Raw genomic sequence first — 22,827 nt, 5'->3', positions numbered from 1 at the left:
CGGTTGGCCGATCAGTGGGTGCACTGGCTGATGAAGCCGTTGCTGCTTTGCAGGCGGTGGCGGGCTTCGTCGGCCGTGAGTCCAGCCAGGATCATCACGATGGCGGTCTTGCAGTGGTTGTCCGCCTGCGCCAGCGCCCGCTCCGCCACGGCGCGCTCGCAGTCGGTGGCCTCCATCACGATGCGTTTTTGCCGCTCCACCAGCTTGGCGTTGGTGGCTTCCACGTCCACCATCAGGTTGCCGTAGACCTTGCCGGTGCGGATCATGGCGCCGGTGGAGAGCATGTTGAGGATGAGCTTCTGCGCCGTGCCCGCCTTCATGCGGGAGGAGCCGGTGACGATCTCGGGGCCGACCACCGCCACCATGCTGATGTCGGCGGCCCGGGCCAGCGGGCTGCCGGGGTTGCAGCTGATGCTGCAGACCGTGGCACCCACCGCGCTGGCGTGGGCCATGGCGCCCAGTACGTAGGGGGTTCTGCCGCTGGCGGCGATGCCCACCAGCACATCGTTGGCGCAGAACTGGATGTTCTTCAGATCCTGGGCTCCGAGCTCTGCGTCATCCTCGGCGTTCTCGACCGCCTGCAAGATGGCCTTGTGGCCGCCAGCAATCAGGCCTATCACTTGCTCGGCAGAGACGCCATAGGTGGGCGGGCATTCGCTGGCATCCAGGATGCCGAGCCGGCCCGAGGTGCCGGCGCCGATATAGACCAGGCGCCCACCCTTGCCAAAGGCTGCCGCGATGGCATCGACCGCCCGGGCGATTTCGGGCAGCAGTTGGCCCACCGCCAGCGCCACCTGCTGATCCTCCTGGTTGATGACGCGCAGCATCTCCAGGGTCGACAGCTGGTCGATTTCGACGCTGGCCGGGTTGCGGGTCTCGGTAATCATGCTTGATAGGTCAATGGTCATCGTTTCCTCTGCTTAAGGTCATCGCCACTCCCGGCGTAAAACATCCCTCTCGATGATGAACATGATCATCGATTTTTGATTTCGATGATGAGATCAATGTCGCATAATTAATTATTCCATTTATTTCTGATTATAAGTTCTGATAATTCCTGCACGGAGAGGGTTGGGTGGGATCGGGGTGATGCCGATGGCACTAGAGGGGGAAGAGGTTGAAGGAGAGCCAATAAAAAGCCCCGGCAGGCGCCGGGGCTGGGAAAGGGGTCGGGTCAGTTGACCGAAATGGCGCGGGCGTCGATGAAGAAGCGGGCGTGGCCGTGGTCATCCACCCTTATCTGGGCGAGCAGGCGATCCTTTCGCTTGAACTCCCATCCTGTCTTGATCCGGGTCAGCGCGGGGCTGGCGGCACCGACCACGTTCAGATACTCATGAAACAGGCTGTAGCTTCCAATCTCGGTCAGCATCTTTTCCATTTGCATATCTCCTCAAGTGATGGGGTCAGCACATGCCACGCTAGCGGCAACCTTCTGAACCCTGCCTGTACAAAAACCAGACTACCCCATCAAGATGAAGGCAATACGATCAGGCGCAAGATCAGGAGGGATTTGCACGAAAAATGATACCGTTTTCAATCAGGGCTGGCGCGGCACGGCGAGATGTTCGAAGGCGGTGGATCCGGCATGGGACGGCAAGGCGGCAGCGGGTTGTTCCATCACCTGGCCATGGAAGACGGGATCCTGCGCCACCTCCTTGACGCCGTTGATGCAGAACTGCATACCCATGCACACCAGCAGGAAACCCATGATGCGGGTCATGGCGTCGATGCCGGTGGCCCCCAGGATCTTGCACACGGGATCTGCCAGCTTGAGCACACCCCAGCTGATCAGGCTCATCAGGGCGAAGGCGGTGACCATGGCGGCATAGATGACGACGCGATCGGCCTCGGCCGGTAGCTCGGCGATCTGGGCCGCGCCGCTGATCACCAGCGCCATGGTGCCGGGTCCGCACATGCTGGGCATGGTGAGGGGCACGAAGGCGATATTCTGGTTGGCCTCGACCCCGGCAGACTGGTTTGGCGAGGGGAACAGCATGCGAAAGCCGATGAAGGCGATGATGAGGCCACCGGCCAGGCGCAGGCCGGGAATGGAGATCCCGAACAGATCCAGGATGGAGGATCCGATGAAGAAGCTGACGCACAGGGTGGCGAACAGATAGAGGGCGGCCATGTTGATCTGGCGGCGAATGTGCTCGCGGGACATGCCCTTGCTCAGTCCCAGCAGCAGGGTGGCCGTGGTGGGCGGGTTGACCATGGGCAGCAGGGCCAGCAAGGCGAGAAAGACGACCTGGAAGAACATAGTGGACCTCGGGCAGGTGGACGGATTGGGGTGAGCTGGCGGGTCCGCAGCGGACCGCCACCCGGTCGATGATATCCGCAAAGAAGAAGCCCCGACAGTGCGGGGCTTGCTTGGGAAGGATCAGGCGGCCTGCGGGGTGGCCTGGCGTTGGCCGCGCTGGCGCAGCCAGAGCCAGATGCCGAGCACGAAACCGAGGGCGGCCAGGCTGACCACATAGTGGGAGGGGGCCAGCACGTCCTCCTTCATCCAGAGGGTGACCAGCATGGGGGTGAGGCCACCGAAAATGGCGTAGGCCACGTTGTAGGAGAACGACAGCCCGGAGAAGCGCACCACCGGCGGGAAGGCATTGACCATGACGTAGGGCACGGCGCCGACGATCCCCACCGCAAAGCCCGCCAGCATGTAGAGGGGCACCAGCTGATCCGTGCCCGCCGCCAGGCTGTGGTAGAAGGTATAAGTCGCGCCGGCCAGCAGCAGGGAGCCCAGGATGAAGGTAGGGCCGCTGCCGATGGCATCGATCAGGCGGCCATAGACGATGCAGCCCAGGGTGAGGGCGACGATGGCCAGGGAGTTGGCGGTCAGGGCATCGGCCGGACTGATGCCGTGGACCTTCTGCAGATAGGTCGGGGTCATCAGGATCACCACCACGATGCCGGCGGAGAGCAGCCAGGTCAGCAGCATGGAGACGACGACGCTGCCCTTGTGCTCACGCAGCACCGTCTTGAGGGGCAGCTCCTCGGCCAGGGACTTGTTGGCCTGCATCTCTGCGAAGACCGGAGTCTCGTGCAGCCAGCGGCGCAGGTACATGGCGACGATGCCGAACACGCCGCCGAGCACGAAGGCCAGACGCCAGCCCCAGTCGCTCACATCGCCCGGGCTCATGCCACGGTTGATGGCGGTGGCCACCAGGGAGCCGAGCAGGATGCCGGCGGTCAGCCCTGCGGTGAGGGTACCGCAGGCGACACCGACCCGGCGGGCGGGCACGTGTTCGGCCACGAAGACCCAGGCTCCGGGGACTTCCCCGCCGATGGCGGCCCCTTGCAGGATCCGCAGCAGCAGCAACAGCAGGGGGGCGGCGATGCCGAGCACGGCGTAGGTGGGCAGCAGGCCGATCAGCAGGGTCGGCAAGGCCATCAGGATGATGCTGAGGGTGAACATCCGCTTGCGGCCGATGAGATCGCCAAAGTGGGCCATGATGATGCCCCCCAGGGGGCGGGCCAGGTAGCCGGCGGCGAAGATGCCGAAGGTCTGGAACTGGCGCAGCCACTCGGGAATGTCGGCCGGGAAGAAGAGCTCGCCGATGACCACGGCGAAGAAGACGAAGATGATGAAGTCGTAGAATTCGAGGGCGCCGCCCAGCGCCGCCAGGCTCAGGGTCTTGTAATCCTGTCGACTGAGGGGGCGACCGTGGTCGTGCGATGTGCTGACTTTACTCATATCCTTATGTTTCCCATCGTTTTTTTAGTTATTCTCCCCGGTGTGCTGCGGGGATACGCTCACCCACGAGGGTATGCTTTTGTGTCCCGCAATGTAAATCGCACAATTCGCAACACTGTCTTGCAGCACGGTGCGGCAAGTAGCTGGAGAGGTCATGACGAAGAAAAAAGTACTGCTCTCCTGGAGCAGCGGAAAAGACAGCGCCTGGGCCTTGCATCGCCTGCGCCAGGATCCGGCCATCGAGGTGGTGGGGCTGTTCACCACCCTCAACCAGGCGTTCGAGCGGGTGGCCATGCACGGGGTGCGCAAGCAGTTGTTGTTGGCACAGGCTGAGTGCGTGGGCTTGCCGCTGATCACCATCGACCTGCCCTGGCCCTGCTGCAACGAGGAGTATGGGCGCATCATGACGGGCTTCATCGCCGATGTGCAGGCCAAGGACATTCACCACATGGCGTTCGGGGATCTCTTTCTTGAGGATGTGCGTGCCTATCGGGAGCGACAACTGGCGGGGACCGGCATCACGCCGCTTTTCCCGCTCTGGGGCAGCGACACGACCGAGCTGGCGCAGGCGATGATCGACGCCGGGCTCAAGGCCAGGGTCTGCACCCTGGATCCGGGCAAGCTGGACGCCGGGTTAGGTGGTCATGAGTTCGGTCCGGCCTTGCTGGCTGCCCTGCCCGCCGGGGTAGATCCCTGCGGCGAGAATGGGGAGTTTCATACCCTGGCCTGGGACGGCCCCATGTTCCTGCATCCCCTGCCCATCCGGGTGGGGGAAACGGTGCTGCGGGACGGCTTCGTCTTCACCGATCTGCTGGCGGAGGATCCCGAATGAGGGAAGACCCCCTCGGGTGAGAAAGGAAAGGGGCCGGCTCCGTGAGGAATCGGCCCCTTTGCGTTTGCCCCCTTCAGCGGGCGGCGAAGGTGTCGCAACTGGCGGGCTTGCCGCTGTCAAAACCGCGTTTGAACCAGGTGAGGCGCTGGGCCGAGGTGCCGTGGGTGAAGCTGTCGGGAACGACCCGGCCCTGACCCTGCTGCTGCAACCTGTCGTCGCCGATGGCCTGGGCGGCGTTGAGCGCCTCTTCCAGATCGCCGCGCTCCAGCACCTGCTCTTTTTCCATGTAGTGGCCCCAGACCCCGGCGAAGCAGTCCGCCTGGAGTTCGAGCTTGATCGACAACCGGTTCTGGGCGACCTGGCTCAGCCCCTGTTGCTGCTGGCGCACCTTGGTGGAGATGCCGAGCAGGTTCTGCACGTGGTGGCCCACCTCGTGGGCGATCACATAGCCCTGGGCGAAGTCGCCGTCGGCCCCCAGCTTGTCGCGCATGTCCTGATAGAAGGAGAGATCGATGTAGACGGTGCTGTCGGCCGGACAGTAGAAGGGCCCCATCACCGACTGCCCCTGGCCGCAGCCGGTGCGGGTCGCACCGCGATAGAGCACCAGCCTGGGAGCCTGATAGTGGTTGCCGCTTTGCTGGAACATCTCGCCCCAGGCGTCCTCCGTGGAGGCGAGCATCACCGAGGTGAAGCGGGGGAGGGGATCGTTGGCAGCCTGGGACGAGTTCTGACGCTGGGGCTGGCTCTGCGGGGCCGGATCCTGCAGCAGGGGGCCGAGGTCCACGCCGTAGTACCCCGCCACCATGACCACCAGCAGCAGGATAAGGCGCCCCTTGCCACCGATGGGCAGGCCGCCGCCCCCGTTGCCGCCGCCTTGCTGGCGCCGGTCTTCCACATTGTTGCTCTCACGGCGATCTTGCCAGCGCATATCCCCATACTCCCGTCATTGGTGGTGGCAGTAATGATAATGGCTGGCGCCGGGGCTTGCCTAATCGGCCCGGGTCATTCGGCCCAGGGCATCTCGGGCAGGCTGTCGAGAAACTCGCCGTAACGGACGAGGTTGAAGGGGCCCTGTTCGGCTTCCATGGCCATGAGTTCTGCGCCCAGGGCGCAGGCGATGTATTGCAGCGCCTCTTCCCGCGGGGTGCCCTTCATCACCAGGCGCATCAGGGTGGCTTTCACCTGGAGGGGGTGGCCCTCGGCGAGCTGGTTCTCCACCATCTCCAGCAGTGTCTCTTCATCAAAAAATTCGGGGGTATCGGTCATGGCCGTTCTCCTGCCTGTTCCATGGGGTGGGCAGTATAGCGGGGACGCGGCTCCCGGGGCGAAAATATCCTCCGGGTCTTGCCAAGGAAGCGGGGCGGGAGCAGTCTTGGACACTCTCTACTGCCGAACGAGCCCATGTCATGATCCTCTCCGAGCGCCTGGAACTGCGCGAACTGACCATTGTCGATGCCCCCTTCATTCTCGAACTGCTCAACGATGGTGATTTTCACCGCTACATCGGCGATCGCGGGGTGCGTACCCTGGCGGATGCCGAAAACTACATCCAGCAGGGGCCTGCGGTCAGTTATGCCCGCCACGGTCACGGACTCTATCTGGTGGTGCGGCGGGAAGACGGGGCCAGGCTCGGCATCTGTGGTCTGATCAAGCGCGATACCCAGCCCTGTGAAGACATCGGCTATGCCTTCCTGCCCGCCTGGCGCGGCCAGGGCTATGCCATCGAGGCCGCGCGGGCGGCCATGGCAGATGGCCGTGAACGGCTCGGCATCGAGCGGGTGGTCGCCATCGTCACCCCGGGCAATGAGCGCTCGGTCCGGCTACTCGCCAAGCTGGGGCTGAGTCAGGGCAAACGGGTCAGGCTGGGAGCCGGCGAGGAGGAGTGCCTGCTGCTGGAGGCGCCGGACAAGGAGACTTGCGGGGTCTAGCCACCGCTCTGGGAGCGGGGCCATGCAGACTATGACGTCAGGCAAGGAGGCCGCCGTGAGTTGCGGCCTGTCTGCATCGGGCGCTGCCGGTGGGCAGGCAAAGTCAGTTGAGCTCTTCGATGGAGAACTCGCCGGCGATACCATCACAGGAGATGGCGAAGCCGCCGCTGAAGCGGGTGCTGAACTGGATCAGGAACGCATCGTCGTCGTGCTCTTGCACGGGCAGGTTGATGGGTTTGCTGCGACGCAGGGGTTTGCGGATCTGTACGTGTTTCATCATGGTATTTCTCTATATAAATTAAGTGTTTGCTCCTTGTATTGGCAAATGTCAGGTCAATGGGCGCGGTCAGCACGATGGCGGACGAGCGCGCAGGAATACCCAGCCCGGTTCAGGGGCGTCTGCACTTTCAAGGAAGGCGCCAAGGACCATGCGGATGCATGATGCTACTTGGGAGTGGGCAGATCGGGTCTGCACCGTGAGAGCCGGGCAACGCAGGCAGACAGCCTGAACGGTTCTCAAGGCGAGTAAATCAGAAGAAGGTTATGCGGGTACTGGCAGGATTCATCGTGAGGTGAAGCATTGCGAACATAATCAGGGCTGATTAACTAGCCGGCGCGCATTCTCTCCTCGAAATGTGTAAAAAGCAAACACTAATTGTGCGTTCACCCAGTCATTCCCTGTTTTTCACGGCCACGGGGACGGCAAAAGGGCTCCCGAGGGAGCCCTTTTCATTGCCGGTCAGGGACGGGCTCAGGCGTCGCCGCAGGCCTTCTTGGCGGCGGTGATCATGGGGGTAATGGTCATGCCCTGTACCACGATGGAGAACATCACCACCGAGTAGGTCATCACCAGGATCACCTGGCGAAGATCGACGTTGTGCTCCGGGATCATCATGACACCGGATGGCAGTGCCAGGGCCATGGCCATGGCCAGACCGCCACGCAGGCCGCCCCAGGTGAGGATGCGCACCGAGAAGGTGTTGTAGCTGCGGAACTTGCGGAACGTCACATAGGGCAGGGAGACGCTGATGAAGCGGGCAGCCAGGCAGAGCGGCACCGCGATGACCAGCAGGATCCAGTCGCGCCAGTCGAGGTCCAGCAGCACCAGTGCCAGACCGATCAGCAGGAACAGCAGGGCGTTGAGGAACTGATCCATCAACTCCCAGAAGTGATCCAGGTGGTGCTGGCTCTGCTCGGAGAAGCCGGAATGACGGGTCCAGTTGCCGATCATGATGCCGGTCACCACCATGGCCAGGGCGCCGGAGACGCCGATCATGTTGGCGAAGGCGAAGCCCGCGGTCGGGATGCAGAGGGTCAGCAGCAGCTCCAGGGAGCCGTCGTCGGTGGCGCTGATCATCACGTGGGCGATGAGACCCAGCACGGCCCCGAACAGGATGCCGCCGAGAGCCTCATGCAGGAACAGACCGGCCACGCTGCCGAAGGTGGGCTCCACGCCGCCAAAGGCCACGGCAAACACGGTGGCGAAGATGACCAGACCGACACCGTCGTTGAACAGGGATTCCCCCTCGATCTGGATGGCGATCTGGGGTGGCGCCTTCATCTTCTTGACGATGGCCAGTACGGCGATGGGGTCGGTGGGGGAGATCAGGGCACCGAACAACATGCAGTAGACCAGCGGCACATCCCAGCCCAGCAGCTTGGCGATGAACCAGAAGCCGTAGCCGATGAGGAAGGTGGAGAGCAGGGTGGCGGCTATGGCCAGAATGGTGATTTCCCACTTCTGGCTACGCAACGCCTTGAGGTTGATGCCAAGGCCGCCGGCGAACAGCAGGAAGCCCAGGATCCCCTTCAACAGGAAGTTCTGGAAGTCGATGCTCTCCATGGTCTTGATGGCGAGAGGCTCCAGATTGAACCAACCCAGTTTGCCAAACAGCACCAGCAGCGCGGAGATCAGCATGGAGCCCGCAGTGATGGCGATGGTGGTCTGGATCTTCACAACATACTGGTTGGCAAAGGCGATGAAGATCGCCAACGCTGCCAGGAAGCAGAGTGTGTAGTAGACGCTCATAGTTATTTTTCTCTTTGGTAAACAGCAAGCACGTATCCCTCTTGAGGACGGGCATAGGGTACTCCCGGGTTAGATCATGCTCATTACCTATTTATGGTTATATTTAATCGCTGTCATGGACAGATAGACGGCTAGATTTCCATTTAATTTGATTGCTGCTAGGATGGGCATCACGCAGTTGCATGGATGTAAGGGGTACGAGCGGTGTCGAGCAGAGAGTCGAACAAGAAAGCGGATGTCACAACCAGGCTGGAAGCCTGTCTCAAGGAGCGGATCCTGATCATCGACGGGGCCATGGGCACCATGATCCAGGGTTACAAACTCGGTGAGGCGGACTATCGGGGGGAGCGGTTTGCCGACTGGCATACCGACATCAAGGGCAACAACGACCTGCTGGTGTTGAGCCGTCCCGCCGTCATTCGCGAGATCCACGACCAGTATTGTGCCGCCGGGGCCGACATCCTCGAGACCAACACCTTCAACGCCACCCGCATCGCCATGGCGGACTACGAGATGGAAGCGCTCTCGGCCGAGATAAACCGGGAGGCGGCCCGCCTGGCACGCGCCGTGGCGGACGAGTGGACCGCCAAGGACCCGACGAAACCGCGCTTTGTGGCAGGGGTACTGGGCCCCACCAACCGTACCGCCTCCATCTCGCCAGACGTGAACGATCCGGGCAAGCGCAACGTCACCTATGACGAGCTGGTGGCCGCCTACACCGAATCGACCCACGCCCTGATCGAGGGCGGTGCCGACATCATCCTGATCGAGACCATCTTCGACACCCTCAACGCCAAGGCGGCCGCCTTCGCGGTGGACCTGGTGTTCGAGGAGCTGGGTTACAGCCTGCCGGTGATGATCTCCGGCACCATCACGGACGCCTCCGGTCGTACCCTCTCGGGCCAGACCACCGAGGCCTTCTATCACTCCCTTCGCCACGTCAAACCGGTCTCCTTCGGCCTCAACTGTGCGCTGGGGCCGGACGAGCTGCGCCAGTACGTGGAGGAGCTCTCCCGCATCAGCGAGACCCATGTCAGCGCCCACCCCAATGCCGGTCTACCCAATGCGTTTGGCGAGTACGATCTGGACGCGGTCGAGATGGCGGAGCATATCCGCGAGTGGGCCCAAAGCGGCTTCCTCAACCTGGTGGGCGGCTGCTGCGGCACCACCCCGACCCACATCCGCGCCATGGCGGACGCCGTGGCGGGCATCAAGCCCCGCGCCCTGCCGGATCTGCCGGTAGCCTGCCGGTTGTCGGGCCTGGAGCCTCTCATCATCACGGCGGACTCCATGTTCGTGAACGTGGGTGAGCGGACCAACGTCACCGGCTCGGCCAAGTTCAAGCGCTTGATAAAAGAGGGGCTCTACGACGAGGCCCTGGATGTGGCCAAGCAGCAGGTGGAAAACGGCGCCCAGATCATCGACATCAACATGGATGAGGGGATGCTGGATGCCGAGGCGGCCATGGTGCGCTTCCTGAACCTCATCGCCGGGGAACCGGACATCGCCCGGGTGCCGGTGATGATCGACTCCTCCAAGTGGGAGGTGCTGGAGGCGGGCCTCAAGTGCGTGCAGGGCAAGCCGGTGGTCAACTCCATCTCCATGAAGGAGGGGGAGGACAAATTCATCGAGCAGGCGAAACTGCTGCGCCGCTACGGCGCCGCCGTCATCGTCATGGCGTTTGACGAGGTGGGCCAGGCCGATACCCGGGCCCGCAAGTTCGAGATCTGCCAGCGCGCCTACCGCATTCTGGTGGACCGCGTCGGCTTCCCGCCGGAAGACATCATCTTCGACCCCAACATCTTCGCGGTGGCGACCGGCATCGACGAGCACAACAACTACGCGGTGGACTTCATCGAAGCGGTGAAGGACATCAAAACGCACCTGCCCCACGCCATGATCTCCGGCGGCGTCTCCAACGTCTCCTTCTCCTTCCGTGGCAACGAGCCGGTGCGCGAAGCCATCCACGCTGTCTTCCTCTACCACGCCATCAGGAACGGCATGGACATGGGGATCGTCAACGCGGGCCAGCTTGCCATCTACGAAGACATCCCGAGCGATCTGAAAGAGAAGGTCGAGGCGGTAGTGCTGAACCTCAACGACAACGCCACCGAGGCGCTGCTGGCCATCGCCGAGAAGTATCGCGGCGCGGGTGCCCAGGCGGAGGATCCGCGGGATCAGGAGTGGCGCAGCTGGCCGGTGGGCAAGCGGCTCGAACACGCCCTGGTCAAGGGGATCACCGACTTTATCGAGGAGGACACCGAGGAGGCGCGCGCCCAGGCCGAGAAGCCGCTGCACGTCATCGAGGGGCCGCTGATGGATGGCATGAACGTGGTGGGCGATCTGTTCGGCGCCGGCAAGATGTTCCTGCCCCAGGTGGTGAAGTCGGCCCGGGTGATGAAGCGGGCGGTGGCCTACCTGCAACCCTACATCGAGGCGGAGAAGTCCGGCGGCTCCAGCAACGGCAAAATCGTGCTGGCCACCGTCAAGGGCGACGTGCACGACATCGGCAAGAACATCGTCGGGGTGGTGCTCCAGTGCAACAACTTCGAGATCGTGGATCTCGGGGTCATGGTCTCCTGCGAGACCATCCTCAAGACGGCCCGGGAAGTGAACGCCGACATCATCGGCCTGTCGGGCCTCATCACTCCGTCCCTGGACGAGATGGTGCACGTAGCAAAAGAGATGGAGCGTCAGGGGTTCAAGCTGCCGCTGCTCATCGGCGGTGCCACCACTTCCAAGGCCCACACCGCGGTGAAGATAGAGCAGAACTACTCCGAGCCCGTTGTCTATGTCTCCAACGCCTCCCGCGCCGTGGGGGTGGCCCAGAGCCTGCTGAGCCCGGAGCTCAAGCCCGCCTTCGTGGCCCGCATCGACAAGGAGTACGAGATTGCCCGGGATCAGCACGCCCGCAAGCAGCCGCGCTCCAAGCCGGTTTCCCTGGCCCATGCCCGGGCCAACCGCCATCAGCTGGACTGGGTGGGCTATGAGCCCCCGGCGCCCCGGGAGCCCGGCGTGCAGACCTTCGAAAACGTGCCCATCTCTGTGCTGCGCCCCTATATCGACTGGACGCCGTTTTTCCTGAGCTGGGAGCTGGCGGGCAAGTTCCCCCGCATTCTGGAGGATGAAGTCGTGGGGGAGGAGGCGACGCGCCTCTACGCCGACGCCAACGCCATGCTGGATCAGCTGGAGAAGGATCAGAGCGTGCGTTGCGCCGGTATCATAGGCCTGTTCCCCGCCAACGCCGTGGGGGACAGCATCGAGGTTTACACCGACGAGACCCGCACCCAGGTGCGCAAGGTGCTGCACCACCTACGCCAGCAGAGCGAGAAGCAGGGCTTCCCCAACTACTGTCTGGCGGACTATGTGGCGCCGAAAGAGAGCGGCAAGCCCGACTGGATCGGCGCCTTCGCGGTGACCGGCGGCATCGGCGAGGAGGCCATCGCCAAGGCCTACAAGGCGGACCACGACGACTACAACGCCATCCTCATCCAGGCGGTGTGCGATCGCCTCGCCGAGGCCTTTGCCGAATACCTCCACGAGCAGGTGCGCAAAGTGCACTGGGGCTATGCCCCGGACGAGGCGCTCAGCAACGAGGAACTGATTCGCGAAAATTACCAGGGGATACGTCCGGCGCCGGGCTACCCGGCCTGCCCGGAGCACACCGAGAAGGGGAGCATCTGGGAGCTGCTGGACGTGGAGCAGGCCATCGGCATGCAGCTTACCGAGTCCTACGCCATGTGGCCGGGGGCGGCGGTATCCGGCTGGTACTTCTCCCACCCCGAGAGCAAATACTTCGCCGTGGCCCAGATCCAGCAGGATCAGGTGGAAGACTACGCCCAGCGCAAGGGGATGACCCTGGCAGAGGCCGAACGCTGGCTGGGACCCAACCTGCATTGATCCCCGTCTGCCCCGCTTCACGCGGTGCGGGGCAGGCGCCGGGTACGCACGCCATATCGAGGTTGCCATGAAGATTGGATTTGTCGGTCTGGGGGCCGTGGTGCAGACAGCCTATCTGCCTGCACTTGCCGCACTGGCGGAAAATACCGAGATATGGGGTTTTGATCCCGCCATCACCCTGCCCGGCGTCATGTCCGCCCCGACCCTGGAAGCCCTGCTGGCCGAACCCCTGGATCGGCTGGTGATCGCCACCCCTTCCCTGCTGCATCTGCCCGTGCTGGAACAGGCACTGGCCAGCGCCATTCCCCTCATCCTGGTGGAGAAACCCGTGGTGGCCACCCTGGCCCAGCACGATCGCCTGCGCGCCCTGCTGGCGGACCCCGAGGTCGCAGCCAGGGTGCTGGCGCTGGATCACTGGATGGCCCGCAATGCCGTCCAGCAGTTGCTGCTGAGCGGCAAACTGGATGAAGGTTGGCAGCCTCGGGAATCTGACGGCGCCGGGGGCGGGCTGGCCACCCTTGCCGATATCAGCGCGGTGGAGGGCTTTTTGCTGGAACCCTGCGGCCTGGACGAGGCGGGGGAGCCCTATGCCCTCAACTTCGCCACCGGGGAGCCGGATCGGCGGGTCCTGCGCCATCCAGACGGGGTGATCCTCGACATTGGTACCCATCTGCTGGCGATGATCCGGGAACTGCTGGTGGCCCTGGGTGGGGACGACCGCCTGCACCTGATCGCGGAGGGCGTCTGCGACCGGCTGGGGCAGCCCATCCGGCGCGGGGATCTGGAGACCGCCGAGGGGCGGGCCTGCCTGCGCGGCGAGGCGGCAGGGGTGCCCCTGACCCTCTGGCTCGACAAGTATGCCGGTCCCGGGGTGGAGAAGAAGGGGCTTTGCCTGCACTTCAAAGACGGGCGGCGCATCGAGCTGCTTCGCCGCGGCAACCTGGAGTGGCTGCACCATCACGACGTCGACGGGATGCGGGGCTGGCAACATGAGGGGCCCCTCTATCGCCACTGCATCGCCCAGACCCTGCTGGCCCCCGTGCCTTTGGGAGGCTGGGCCGGCACCACGGCGCGCCGTTTGCAGGAGGTCGCCCTGCTGCTTGAGTTGCAACAAGGGCTGCGCGGCCCCCATTGACGTCGTTGGCGTCATCGGGCATGAGGGCTGGTGGCTGGCGCCGTCTTGCAGAACGGTCCCTGGCTTTGGTCCGTTCTTGAGTGCGGCACTCTCGGTTTTTGCCTGTTCTTGCAGAACCGCGCATGGTGAGGGGAAAGGATTGGCGTTGCCAGTCGTTCATGGCACCTTATACTCTCCAGTCCGATTATCAGGTCTGCCATTTCCATGAATATTGCCATTTTATCCCGTGAGCCCAACAACTACTCCACCCGCCGTCTGGTCGAGGTGGCCCGGGCCCGTGGGCATCAGGTCGAGGTGCTCGACACCCTGCGCTGCTACATGAACATCGCCTCCCACAGCCCCTCCATCCATTACGAAGGACGGGAGCTGGAGAGCTATGACGCCGTGATCCCGCGCATCGGTGCCAGCATCACCTTCTATGGCACCGCCGTGCTGCGCCAGTTCGAGATGATGAGCACCATGGCTCTCAACAGCTCGGTGGCCATCTCCCGCTCCCGGGACAAGCTGCGCGCCATGCAGCTGCTCTCCCGTCACGGCATCGGCCTGCCGGTGACCGGCTATGCCCACAGCACCCACGACGTACCGGATCTCATCACCATGGTGGGGGGCGCCCCCCTGGTGGTGAAACTGCTGGAGGGCACCCAGGGGATTGGCGTGGTGCTGTGCGAAACCCAGAAGGCCGCGGAGAGCGTCATCGAGGCCTTTATCCAGACCAACAACAACATCCTGGTGCAGGAGTACATCCGCGAGGCTAACGGCGCCGATATCCGCTGCCTGGTGGTCAACGGCAAGGTGGTGGCCGCCATGCGCCGCCAGGCCCAGCCGGGGGAGTTTCGCTCCAACCTGCACCGGGGCGGCACCGCCGAAGCCATCAAGATCACGCCGGAAGAGCGTGCCACCGCCGTGCAGGCCGCCAAGATCATGGGGCTGGACGTGGCCGGGGTGGATATTCTGCGTAGCGCCCGCGGCCCGCTGGTGCTGGAGGTGAATTCCTCCCCCGGTCTGCAGGGGGTGGAGGCCGCCTCCGGCAAGGACGTGGCGGGCAAGATCATCGAGTTCCTCGAGCTCAAGGCGAGCCGCAAGCACAAGCCGGCGGAATGAGCCCCAAACGAGTGTCAGACAGGTAAACACAGGGCGCCCTCGGGCGCCTTGTTGCTATCTGGCGGGTGGGCTGGAAGGCAGCGGGCTTGCCGGGAAGTGTCTCCCTTCTCCCGCTGTGTTGAACAGCCGGGGAGAAGGGCCGGGGATGAGGGGGTTATACCGCCCCGGGGGCGCCGGGGATCATCACCAGCCGGGCGCTGAAGACCCCATCCACCAGGTGGGTCTCAATCTGCCAGCCCAGCTTCTCGCAGATGCGCTGGATGATGGTGAGACCGCAGCCGTAGCCGAGGATCTGATCCGGCGCGGCGGCGGTGGGGTTGCTGATGGTGAGCACCTGCTCGTGCAGGGTGATCTCGATGTGCCCCTCGGCGTAGCTCAGGGCGTTTTTCAAGAGGTTGCCGAGGGCGATGGCGAGCAGGGAGAGGGGGGCCTGCACCTCGCTCTCCTCGTCCAGTTGCAGGCGAATGTCCAGCGTCTCCCGTTGCAGCAGGGGAGCGAGGCGGGTCAGCTCCCGGCGAATGAGCGGCGCCACCTGCTGGGGCGGGCGCTCCACGGCCTCCTTGCGTCCCAGCAGCAGGAAGGTTTCGGTGAGCAGGGCCATCTCGTCGGCGGCGGCGCGGATGCGGCTGACGGCGCGGGCTGCCGGGGCGGGCAGGTCATTCACCTTGCCGAGCAGGGCCGCGGATCCCTGGATCACCATGTTGGGGGTGCGCAGCTCGTGGCTGGCAAAGCGGCTGAACTCCTGTTCACGGGCAAACACGGCGGCTACCTCGTGCTTGCCCGCCAGCAGCGCCTGCTCTATCTCTCGCAGCTCCTGCCAGGGGGCATCGGGCACGAAGTCCCCCTGATCCGGGGTGAGGTGGGCGACCCGCTGGCGCAGCCGCTCCAGCGGCCTGGTGATGTGACGCACCAGCCAGATGCCGAAGGCGAGGCTCCCCAGCAGCAGGGCCAGGCCGATGAGGCGGGTCACCAGATGCAGCTTGGCTTCGTAAGGGTCCAGGTAGTCGTCCGCATCGTCGTTGAACACCAGATAGAGCAGCCCCTGACCCGAGGGGTGGGCGCGTACCAGGAAGTGCTTGTCCTCCCGGCCCAGCTGATGCTCGAAGAAGCCTGGGTTCTGGTAGGCCTTGAGCCAGGCGGGCAGGCGGCCCGCCTCGGTCCAGTAGCTGGAGAACTGACGCGGGCTGGGGGCGGGGGCCGCCATTCCGAGGCGCAACCAGTCGTCGTCATAGCGGGTTGCCTCCGCCTCCAGCCAGTGGCGCAGGCTCAGCTCCTCCATCTTGTTCTCGGCCACCACCATCAGCAGGCTCAGGATCACCAGCAGCAGCAGACCGGCCCCCCCCAGCGCCAGCACCAGGCGCCGGCGCAGGCTCGGCAGACCGGAGGCAAGGGGCTGCGTCGGGTTCGTCATGGGGTCACCAGCCGGTAGCCCTGGCCGTGCAGGGTCTCCAGCATGGGGGTGGGGAAGGGCTTGTCGAGGGCGCTGCGCAGGGCATAGATGTGGCTGCGCAGGGCGTCGGAGTCGGGCTCCTCGTCGCCCCAGACGGTGTCGAGCACCTCCTGGCGCGTCACCAGCTGGGGCGCGCGCTTCACCAGCAGGGTGAGGATCTGGAACGGGATCTTGCCGAGCTTGAGCTCCACCCCGGCGCGGGTGGCGCGGCCGCTGGCGGGATCCACCGTCAGATCGCCAAAGCAGAGCACGCCCATGTCCCCTCTGGGGCCACGCAGGCTGAGGGCCTCCAGGCGCACCTCCAGCTCCTCCATGGCGAACGGCTTGACCAGATAGTCGTCGCCCCCCGCCCGAAAGCCTGCCAGCTTGTCCTCCAGGCTGTCACGGGCGGTGAGAAAGAGCACCGGGGTCGCGATGCCGTCCGCACGCAGCCGCTCCACGGTACGCAGGCCGTCTAGGCGCGGCATCATGACGTCCATGATGATGACGTCGAAGCGCTCCTGGGCCAGCAGTTGCAGGGCGGCCTGGCCGTGATAGGCGCAGTCCACCCTGTGCCCGGCCAGCGCCAGATAGTCCATGATGGTCTCCGCCACCTGGGGACTGTCTTCCACCACCAGTATTTTCATGCTCTGATCTCCTGGTCTGTGCCGCTATTTCACGGCCATTTCACACCGGATGGGTCATCCTGTGTGCCAGTGTAACCCCGAGGATCCCCGATGAAGAAGTCTCTCCGCGCCTTCTGGTTATTGACTCTATTGCCTTTTGGTCTGGTGCAGGCGGCCGAGTTCAAGCTCACGGGCCGCACCACCTGGCAGCTTGGCCAGTTGATGGTCAACGGCATTCCCTTCGTGATCGATGAGCGCACCCGCTTCAAGGATGGCCTGGATGAGGACGATCTCGGCGGGACCTGGGTCGATCTGGAAGGGGTCGTGCAGGAGACGGCGGCAGGGGCGCGGCGGCTCGTTCGCGAGGTGGAGGCGCTGGAAGAGGAGGACGAGATGGAACTGGAAGGGCCGGTGGAAGGGGGACGGATCTGGGGTTATGTCACCTCGGATGGGAGCCTCTCCCCATTTGAGGGACGCTGGCTGGAGCTGGAGTGCAAGTTTGACGGCATGCGCCTGAGCCAGTGCCGGGAGGATGACTGACCGGTCAGGGCGGACCGGGAAAAATTGCTCGTCCGGGGCCATAGTTAAACCTCACCCCGTGACCCCGGACCGCCTGCCATGACCCGAACCGCACTCTGCCTGCTGCTGTTGCCCTTCTGCACCCTTGCCGACGACGCCGAGCTCTGGCTGGTGGAGCTGGAGCACAACGACGGGGTGCGCCTGCAATTCCAGGGGGCTGAGCTGGAGCTCGGCAGTGCCGAACTGCACGGCGTGGCGCAGCCGGACGGGCTCGTGCCCGGCATGCACCTCGCGATCCAGAGCCGCTACGGCGTCGCCGAGACGATCCGGGTGCTCGACGGGGCGCCGGATCCGGCGCTCGGGGCCAGCTGGCGGCGGGCGGAGGATCGACTGCTCACCCATAATCAGCAGGCATTGCTGCTACAGGATCTCGGCGTGCTGGTGTTTGATGCTGACACTCGCTGGATCAACGGCAGCGCCGCCGATCTGCAACCGGGTCGCCGCCTGGTGCTGAGCCGGGATGAAGAGGGCCGCCTCACCGACATCCTCATTCCTGACCCCGAGGATCCCCTCGACGCCGAAGAGTGAGACCTCTCTCCCTTTCCCCTTGTTAATGGCTTGTACTTTAAATTTCCCCACTTATACTGGCGCACATCTTGTCGGAGTGCTGACCGTCGAACGACGCTAAGCTGAGACCGTTAATTCGGGATCCGTGGAACCTGATCAGGTTAAGACCTGCGAAGGGAAACAAGGGTAACTTGCGGGTTACCGCGCCGGGGAAGGCACACCTTCCCGCCAGCTGGAGGCAGACCGCCTCTGGCTGGCACAGGCGCACAGGGGGAGGTTGTCCCGTCCGGTTGTCCTTAGGGCGCCGGGTTTCCAGACTAGGGAAACACCGGGACGGCAGAGCAGGGAAGATCCATGCCCGGCTCACTCCCCCGAGCACACCCCGCCGCAAGTTCATCTTCTCCTCGAACTCCAGACAAGCAAACACCCATAACTTCAACCAGTTAATGTGAGTTTTGCTATGTCTACCAATGTTTCTGATACCACCAAATCCAGCCGCCGCGAGCAGCGCTCCAGCGCCCAGACCTTTATCGACAACCTCAAGGGGATGGCGCACCCTAACTCCCGCCGCATCTTTATCCAGGGTTCTCGCCCTGACATCCGGGTGCCCCTGCGGGAGATCCAGTTGGCCGACACCTTCGTCGGCGGCACCAAGGACGCTCCCCAGTTCGAGCCCAACGAGCCGGTGCCGGTTTACGATACCTCGGGCCCCTATGGGGAAGAGGCCGCCCCCATCGACGTGCGCCGCGGTCTGCCGCGCCTGCGGGAGAATTGGGTGCTGGAGCGCGATGACACCGACGCGCTGGACGGGCTGAGCTCCACCTTCACTCAGGAGCGCCTGGCGGACGAGGGGCTGGATCACCTGCGCTTCGAACATCTGCACTCTTCGCAACATAAGGCCCGCCGTGCCAAGCCGGGCCGCCGGGTCACCCAGCTGCACTATGCCCGCCAAGGCATCGTCACCCCCGAGATGGAATTTATCGCCCTGCGCGAGAACATGGGCCGCGAGCGGGTGCGCTCCGAGCTCCTGCGCACCCAGCACCCGGGTCAGGGCTTTGGCGCCAGACTGCCCCAGAACATCACCCCCGAGTTCGTGCGCGATGAGGTGGCCGCCGGTCGCGCCATCATCCCCAGCAACATCAACCACCCGGAAGCGGAGCCCATGATCATCGGCCGCAACTTCCTGGTGAAGATCAACGCCAACATCGGCAACTCGGCGGTCACTTCCAGCATCGAAGAGGAAGTGGAGAAGCTGGTGTGGTCCACCCGCTGGGGCGCCGATACCGTGATGGATCTCTCCACCGGCCGCTATATCCACGAGACCCGCGAGTGGATCCTGCGCAACAGCCCGGTGCCCATCGGCACCGTGCCCATCTATCAGGCGCTGGAGAAGACCAACGGCATCGCCGAAGACCTCACCTGGGAGCTGTTCCGCGACACCCTGCTGGAGCAGGCCGAGCAGGGGGTGGACTACTTCACCATCCACGCCGGCGTCTTGCTGCGCTTCGTGCCGATGACTGCCAAGCGCCTCACCGGCATCGTCTCCCGTGGTGGCAGCATCATGGCCAAGTGGTGCCTGTCGCATCACAAGGAGAACTTCCTCTACGAACACTTCCGCGAGATCTGCGAGATCTGCGCCGCCTACGACGTCAGTCTGTCGCTGGGGGACGGTCTGCGTCCGGGCTCCGTCTATGACGCCAACGACGAGGCCCAGTTCGCCGAGCTGCGCACCCTGGGCGAGCTCACCAAAATTGCCTGGGAATACGACGTGCAGGTGATGATCGAGGGCCCCGGCCACGTACCCATGCACATGATCGAGCGCAACATGACCGAGCAGCTGGAGCACTGCCACGAGGCGCCCTTCTATACCCTGGGCCCGCTCACCACCGACATTGCCCCGGGGTACGATCACTTCACCTCCGGCATCGGCGCCGCGCTCATCGGCTGGTACGGCTGCGCCATGCTCTGCTACGTGACCCCCAAGGAACACCTGGGCCTGCCCAACAAGGAGGATGTGAAGCAGGGGCTCATTACCTACAAGATCGCCGCCCACGCAGCGGATCTGGCCAAGGGTCACCCGGGCGCCCAGATCCGCGACAACGCCATGTCCAAGGCGCGCTTCGAGTTCCGCTGGGAGGATCAGTTCAACCTGGCCCTGGATCCCGACACCGCCCGCGCCTACCACGACGAGACCCTGCCCCAGGAGTCCGGCAAGGTGGCCCACTTCTGCTCCATGTGCGGGCCCAAGTTCTGCTCCATGAAGATCACCCAGGACGTGCGCGACTATGCCGCCAAGCTGGAAGCCGTAGAGATAAAGCTGGTCGGCATGGACGGTCAGCAGGAGCGGGTGGTGGCCGAGGTGGAGAGCGGCATGGCCCGCATGGCAGAAACCTTCAAGGAGACCGGCGGCGAGATCTACCATCAGGCGGCGACCCTGAAGCAGGCCGCAGGGGAGGAGGCGTGAGCAGCGAGCGCGGGGCTGTCAGCCCCGCCGACCTGTCCGCCGTGACGCAGGCCCGCCCCGTGGTCTGGACCATCGCCGGGTCCGACTCCGGCGGCGGGGCCGGCATTCAGGCCGACTTGCACACGATGCATGACCTCGGCGTGCACGGCTGCTCCGTCATCTCCGCCATCACGGCCCAGAACTCGGTGGCGGTGAAGATGGTCGACCCCGTGCTGATGCAGACCTTCGCCGCCCAGATCGATGCCCTGGGGCTGGATCTGCCACCCGCTGCCATCAAGATAGGCCTGCTGCCGACCCGGCTGCACGTGGAGGTGCTGGCACGCAGGTTGTCGACCGTCGAGGCTCCCTTCGTGGTCTACGACCCGGTGGCCATCGCCAGCACCGGCACCCCCATGGCGGAGCCCGGCATGCTGGTGGCGGTGCGCGAGCACCTGCTGCCACGTCTGTCGCTCATCACCCCCAACGGTCCCGAGCTGGAAGCCCTGACCGGCCTGCCCGCCACCAGTCCCGAGCTGGTGCGCCTCGCCGCCCGGCGGCTGCGCGAACTCGGCGCTCGCGCCGTGCTGGTCAAGGGGGGCCACCTTGAATGGGGCGGGGATCTCTGCCTCGACTACTACCAGGATGAGACCCGCGAATTCTGGCTCGCCGCGCCGCGCCTCGATACCCGCCACGGTCACGGCACCGGTTGCGCTTACGCCAGCGCCATCGCCGCCGTGGTGGCGCAGGACTATCCGGTGGAGGACGCCATCACCCTGGCGCGCGCCTACCTGCAACAGGGCTTGGCGGCGGCGCAGGGGGTGGGGGCAGGCCCGGGGCCCATCGCCCATCTCGGCTGGCCTGCCGATCTTGCCCACTTCCCCCGTGCCGTGCTGGCGGGCTCACCGCTCGATCGCCGCTTTGGATTGTATGAAGCGAGCAGCGCCCGTCTGCCGCAGGGCCCCTTTGCGCCGACCGAACACAACCTCGGTCTCTATCCGGTGGTGGACTCGGTCAAGTGGCTCAAACGCCTGCTGGGGGCCGGGGTCAAGACCATCCAGCTGCGGATCAAGAATCTGCCCGCCACAGAGGTGGCGCCGGCCATTCGTGATGCGGTAGCGCTCGGTCGCCGCCATGGGGCGCGGCTCTTTATCAACGACTACTGGCAGCAGGCCATCGAGGCGGGCGCCTGGGGCGTACATCTGGGGCAGGAGGATATGGAGACCGCCGATCTCGCCGCCATTGAGGCGGCGGGGCTGCGCCTTGGCATCTCCACCCACGGCTACTTCGAGCTGATGCGGGCCCGCGAGCTTGCCCCCTCCTATATCGCGCTGGGCCATATCTTCCCGACCAACACCAAGGCGATGCCTTCGCGCCCCCAGGGGCTGGCGCGGCTGCACCACTACCGCGCCCTGATGGCGCAGTGGCCCACGGTGGCCATCGGTGGCATCAGCGAGGAGCGGGTGGCGGCGGTCAAGGCAAGCGGGGTCGGCAGCATTGCGCTGGTCTCGGCCATCACGGCGAGCGATGACTGGCAGGGGGCGACCGAGCGGCTGCTCGCTGCCGTGGGGGCGGGGGATGAACCGCGCTCGGCCACTGTTATACGGGAGGCAGAACATGCGCTCTGATGCGGCTTCTCTTAGTGACAAAGAGTATCTGAGATACGGCCGCCAGCTGATGCTGGCGGAAGTGGGGGAAGCCGGTCAGGCGCGGCTGAAAGATAAGTCCGTGCTGATCGTGGGCCTCGGCGGGCTCGGCTCGCCGCTGGCCCTCTATCTGGCGGGGGCCGGGGTGGGCACCTTGTGGCTGGCCGATGGCGACACGGTGGATTCCAGCAACCTGCCGCGCCAGATCCTGTTCGATAGCGAGGCGGTCAACCACTCCAAGGCGGAGCTGGCCCGCGAGCGCTTGGCCGCCCACAACCCGCTGGTGGAGCTGATTGCCATCAATCAGCGACTCGATGCCGCCAGCCTGCCGGAGTTTGTGGCCGAGGTGGATCTGGTGATCGACTGCTGCGACAACCTCGCCACCCGCCAGGCCATCAACGCCGCCTGCGTGGCCCAGGGCAAGCCCTGGGTCTGTGCCGCAGCAGTGGGCTGGCAGGGGCAGCTGATGGTGCGCACCAGCAGCGATCACGCCTGCTACGCCTGCCTCTATCCGCTGGATACCGAGATCAGGGAAAGCTGCGAGACCAGCGGCGTCACCGGCCCGCTGGTCGGGGTGATGGGCTCTTTGCAGGCGCTGGAGGCACTGAAACTGCTGCTCGGGATGCCGAGCCCGGTGGCGGGCACATTGCGCCGGTTCGATGCGTTGACGCATCAGTGGCAGACCCTCACGCTGGCCCCCGATCCCGATTGTCCGGTTTGCGGCAGCACCCACCCGGCTCAGGAGAATTAACCATGAAGATCCGATTGAACGATATCGAGCTGACGCTGCCCACCGGCCAGCGCCTGACTGAGCTGCTGGCGGTGCAGGAGATTCCCCCTCAGGGGGTAGCGGTGGCCCTTAACGGCGCCGTGCTGCCCCGTGGCCGCTGGGCCGAGACCCGTCTCAATGACGGGGATGAACTTCACCTCTTCACCGCCATTGCGGGAGGCTGACCCATGATGCTCGCAGTCCCATCT

At 64.6% G+C, this 22,827-nt stretch carries 21 protein-coding genes and 1 riboswitch; of the genes, 11 read left to right on the top strand and 10 right to left on the bottom strand.

Annotated elements, in window-relative coordinates; genetic code table 11:
- Positions 1-11: 11 nt before the first annotated feature.
- From murQ to OKC41_RS06500, 4 genes are all read right to left on the bottom strand, one after another.
- Positions 12-908 (bottom strand): N-acetylmuramic acid 6-phosphate etherase, encoded by an 897-nt coding sequence (murQ, locus tag OKC41_RS06515; RefSeq protein ID WP_029313551.1) that lies wholly within the window; start codon positions 906-908, stop codon positions 12-14.
- A 266-nt stretch (positions 909-1,174) separates the two neighbouring features.
- On the bottom strand, positions 1,175-1,378 hold the full coding sequence (locus OKC41_RS06510) for a hypothetical protein (protein WP_041212219.1): 204 nt from the start codon (positions 1,376-1,378) through the stop codon (positions 1,175-1,177).
- 159 nt (positions 1,379-1,537) lie between these two features.
- Positions 1,538-2,260, bottom strand: coding sequence for a MarC family NAAT transporter (locus OKC41_RS06505; protein WP_010672647.1), 723 nt, complete (start codon positions 2,258-2,260; stop codon positions 1,538-1,540).
- Positions 2,261-2,380: 120 nt separating this feature from the next.
- The gene (locus OKC41_RS06500) at positions 2,381-3,697 is read right to left on the bottom strand and encodes an MFS transporter (protein ID WP_010672648.1); all 1,317 of its coding nucleotides are present in this window, start codon (positions 3,695-3,697) and stop codon (positions 2,381-2,383) included.
- A gap of 154 nt (positions 3,698-3,851) precedes the next feature.
- On the opposite strand from OKC41_RS06500, the gene OKC41_RS06495 reads away from it, so the two are divergent.
- Positions 3,852-4,529, top strand: coding sequence for an ATPase (locus OKC41_RS06495; RefSeq protein ID WP_010672649.1), 678 nt, complete (start codon positions 3,852-3,854; stop codon positions 4,527-4,529).
- 73 nt (positions 4,530-4,602) lie between these two features.
- Here the strand turns inward: OKC41_RS06495 and OKC41_RS06490 are convergent, their stop codons facing one another.
- Together OKC41_RS06490 and OKC41_RS06485 are read right to left on the bottom strand one after the other, a co-directional pair.
- Complete coding sequence (locus OKC41_RS06490) at positions 4,603-5,457, bottom strand: neutral zinc metallopeptidase (protein ID WP_201894947.1); 855 nt, start codon at positions 5,455-5,457, stop codon at positions 4,603-4,605.
- A gap of 74 nt (positions 5,458-5,531) precedes the next feature.
- Positions 5,532-5,795: a hypothetical protein gene (locus tag OKC41_RS06485; RefSeq protein WP_104455135.1), complete on the bottom strand. Its 264-nt coding sequence runs from the start codon at positions 5,793-5,795 to the stop codon at positions 5,532-5,534.
- 140 nt (positions 5,796-5,935) lie between these two features.
- Here OKC41_RS06485 and OKC41_RS06480 point away from each other — a divergent pair, with 140 nt between their 5' ends.
- Entirely contained in the window at positions 5,936-6,457 is a 522-nt protein-coding gene (locus OKC41_RS06480) for a GNAT family N-acetyltransferase (RefSeq protein WP_270671804.1), read from the top strand.
- Between the two features lie 103 nt (positions 6,458-6,560).
- On the opposite strand, the gene OKC41_RS06475 is transcribed toward OKC41_RS06480, so the two are convergent.
- Both OKC41_RS06475 and OKC41_RS06470 read right to left on the bottom strand, forming a co-directional pair.
- Complete coding sequence (locus OKC41_RS06475; RefSeq protein ID WP_010672653.1) at positions 6,561-6,737, bottom strand: hypothetical protein; 177 nt, start codon at positions 6,735-6,737, stop codon at positions 6,561-6,563.
- 471 nt (positions 6,738-7,208) lie between these two features.
- Complete coding sequence (locus tag OKC41_RS06470; protein ID WP_041214319.1) at positions 7,209-8,486, bottom strand: sodium:proton antiporter; 1,278 nt, start codon at positions 8,484-8,486, stop codon at positions 7,209-7,211.
- A gap of 204 nt (positions 8,487-8,690) precedes the next feature.
- Between OKC41_RS06470 and metH the strand changes: the two genes are divergently transcribed.
- From metH to rimK, 3 genes are all read left to right on the top strand, one after another.
- A complete protein-coding gene (gene metH, locus OKC41_RS06465) occupies positions 8,691-12,386 on the top strand; it encodes a methionine synthase (RefSeq protein WP_270671803.1) in 3,696 nt (1,231 codons plus the stop codon).
- A 67-nt stretch (positions 12,387-12,453) separates the two neighbouring features.
- Positions 12,454-13,521: a Gfo/Idh/MocA family oxidoreductase gene (locus tag OKC41_RS06460; protein WP_270671802.1), complete on the top strand. Its 1,068-nt coding sequence runs from the start codon at positions 12,454-12,456 to the stop codon at positions 13,519-13,521.
- A 204-nt stretch (positions 13,522-13,725) separates the two neighbouring features.
- Positions 13,726-14,622 (top strand): 30S ribosomal protein S6--L-glutamate ligase, encoded by an 897-nt coding sequence (gene rimK, locus OKC41_RS06455; protein WP_010672657.1) that lies wholly within the window; start codon positions 13,726-13,728, stop codon positions 14,620-14,622.
- A gap of 154 nt (positions 14,623-14,776) precedes the next feature.
- On the opposite strand, the gene OKC41_RS06450 is transcribed toward rimK, so the two are convergent.
- Positions 14,777-16,033: a HAMP domain-containing sensor histidine kinase gene (locus tag OKC41_RS06450; protein ID WP_270671801.1), complete on the bottom strand. Its 1,257-nt coding sequence runs from the start codon at positions 16,031-16,033 to the stop codon at positions 14,777-14,779.
- Entirely contained in the window at positions 16,030-16,698 is a 669-nt protein-coding gene (locus tag OKC41_RS06445) for a response regulator transcription factor (protein WP_010672659.1), read from the bottom strand. The genes OKC41_RS06450 and OKC41_RS06445 overlap by 4 nt, the downstream gene beginning before the upstream one ends.
- Positions 16,699-16,788: 90 nt before the next feature.
- Between OKC41_RS06445 and OKC41_RS06440 the strand changes: the two genes are divergently transcribed.
- The 6 genes from OKC41_RS06440 (at position 16,789) to thiS (ending at position 22,803) form a co-directional block, all read left to right on the top strand.
- A complete protein-coding gene (locus OKC41_RS06440; protein WP_201894951.1) occupies positions 16,789-17,217 on the top strand; it encodes a hypothetical protein in 429 nt (142 codons plus the stop codon).
- A 78-nt stretch (positions 17,218-17,295) separates the two neighbouring features.
- Entirely contained in the window at positions 17,296-17,784 is a 489-nt protein-coding gene (locus OKC41_RS06435) for a hypothetical protein (RefSeq protein ID WP_039040448.1), read from the top strand.
- Between the two features lie 62 nt (positions 17,785-17,846).
- Positions 17,847-17,960, top strand: a riboswitch (TPP riboswitch).
- Positions 17,961-18,223: 263 nt separating this feature from the next.
- Positions 18,224-20,227: a phosphomethylpyrimidine synthase ThiC gene (gene thiC, locus OKC41_RS06430; RefSeq protein ID WP_270671800.1), complete on the top strand. Its 2,004-nt coding sequence runs from the start codon at positions 18,224-18,226 to the stop codon at positions 20,225-20,227.
- Entirely contained in the window at positions 20,224-21,831 is a 1,608-nt protein-coding gene (gene thiE, locus OKC41_RS06425) for a thiamine phosphate synthase (RefSeq protein WP_201894952.1), read from the top strand. Before thiC ends, thiE begins: the two co-directional genes overlap by 4 nt.
- A complete protein-coding gene (locus tag OKC41_RS06420; RefSeq protein WP_201894953.1) occupies positions 21,821-22,600 on the top strand; it encodes a HesA/MoeB/ThiF family protein in 780 nt (259 codons plus the stop codon). Before thiE ends, OKC41_RS06420 begins: the two co-directional genes overlap by 11 nt.
- A gap of 2 nt (positions 22,601-22,602) precedes the next feature.
- On the top strand, positions 22,603-22,803 hold the full coding sequence (gene thiS / locus OKC41_RS06415; protein ID WP_039040452.1) for a sulfur carrier protein ThiS: 201 nt from the start codon (positions 22,603-22,605) through the stop codon (positions 22,801-22,803).
- Positions 22,804-22,827 lie beyond the last annotated feature (24 nt).

The organism is Aeromonas sp. QDB17, assembly GCF_027705305.1.
Taxonomy (GTDB): Bacteria; Pseudomonadota; Gammaproteobacteria; order Enterobacterales; family Aeromonadaceae; genus Aeromonas; species Aeromonas caviae.
This window is presented reverse-complemented; position numbering and strand designations above follow the sequence as displayed.

What these genes read in the sequence shown, in the direction of transcription:
- murQ (WP_029313551.1), bottom strand. Translation starts at nt 908, where the DNA reads ATGACCATTGACCTATCAAGCATGATTACCGAGACCCGCAACCCGGCC.
- OKC41_RS06510 (WP_041212219.1), bottom strand. Translation starts at nt 1,378, where the DNA reads ATGGAAAAGATGCTGACCGAGATTGGAAGCTACAGCCTGTTTCATGAG.
- OKC41_RS06505 (WP_010672647.1), bottom strand. Translation starts at nt 2,260, where the DNA reads ATGTTCTTCCAGGTCGTCTTTCTCGCCTTGCTGGCCCTGCTGCCCATG.
- OKC41_RS06500 (WP_010672648.1), bottom strand. Translation starts at nt 3,697, where the DNA reads ATGAGTAAAGTCAGCACATCGCACGACCACGGTCGCCCCCTCAGTCGA.
- OKC41_RS06495 (WP_010672649.1), top strand. Translation starts at nt 3,852, where the DNA reads ATGACGAAGAAAAAAGTACTGCTCTCCTGGAGCAGCGGAAAAGACAGC.
- OKC41_RS06490 (WP_201894947.1), bottom strand. Translation starts at nt 5,457, where the DNA reads ATGCGCTGGCAAGATCGCCGTGAGAGCAACAATGTGGAAGACCGGCGC.
- OKC41_RS06485 (WP_104455135.1), bottom strand. Translation starts at nt 5,795, where the DNA reads ATGACCGATACCCCCGAATTTTTTGATGAAGAGACACTGCTGGAGATG.
- OKC41_RS06480 (WP_270671804.1), top strand. Translation starts at nt 5,936, where the DNA reads ATGATCCTCTCCGAGCGCCTGGAACTGCGCGAACTGACCATTGTCGAT.
- OKC41_RS06475 (WP_010672653.1), bottom strand. Translation starts at nt 6,737, where the DNA reads ATGATGAAACACGTACAGATCCGCAAACCCCTGCGTCGCAGCAAACCC.
- OKC41_RS06470 (WP_041214319.1), bottom strand. Translation starts at nt 8,486, where the DNA reads ATGAGCGTCTACTACACACTCTGCTTCCTGGCAGCGTTGGCGATCTTC.
- OKC41_RS06460 (WP_270671802.1), top strand. Translation starts at nt 12,454, where the DNA reads ATGAAGATTGGATTTGTCGGTCTGGGGGCCGTGGTGCAGACAGCCTAT.
- rimK (WP_010672657.1), top strand. Translation starts at nt 13,726, where the DNA reads ATGAATATTGCCATTTTATCCCGTGAGCCCAACAACTACTCCACCCGC.
- OKC41_RS06450 (WP_270671801.1), bottom strand. Translation starts at nt 16,033, where the DNA reads ATGACGAACCCGACGCAGCCCCTTGCCTCCGGTCTGCCGAGCCTGCGC.
- OKC41_RS06445 (WP_010672659.1), bottom strand. Translation starts at nt 16,698, where the DNA reads ATGAAAATACTGGTGGTGGAAGACAGTCCCCAGGTGGCGGAGACCATC.
- OKC41_RS06440 (WP_201894951.1), top strand. Translation starts at nt 16,789, where the DNA reads ATGAAGAAGTCTCTCCGCGCCTTCTGGTTATTGACTCTATTGCCTTTT.
- OKC41_RS06435 (WP_039040448.1), top strand. Translation starts at nt 17,296, where the DNA reads ATGACCCGAACCGCACTCTGCCTGCTGCTGTTGCCCTTCTGCACCCTT.
- thiC (WP_270671800.1), top strand. Translation starts at nt 18,224, where the DNA reads ATGTCTACCAATGTTTCTGATACCACCAAATCCAGCCGCCGCGAGCAG.
- OKC41_RS06420 (WP_201894953.1), top strand. Translation starts at nt 21,821, where the DNA reads ATGCGCTCTGATGCGGCTTCTCTTAGTGACAAAGAGTATCTGAGATAC.
- thiS (WP_039040452.1), top strand. Translation starts at nt 22,603, where the DNA reads ATGAAGATCCGATTGAACGATATCGAGCTGACGCTGCCCACCGGCCAG.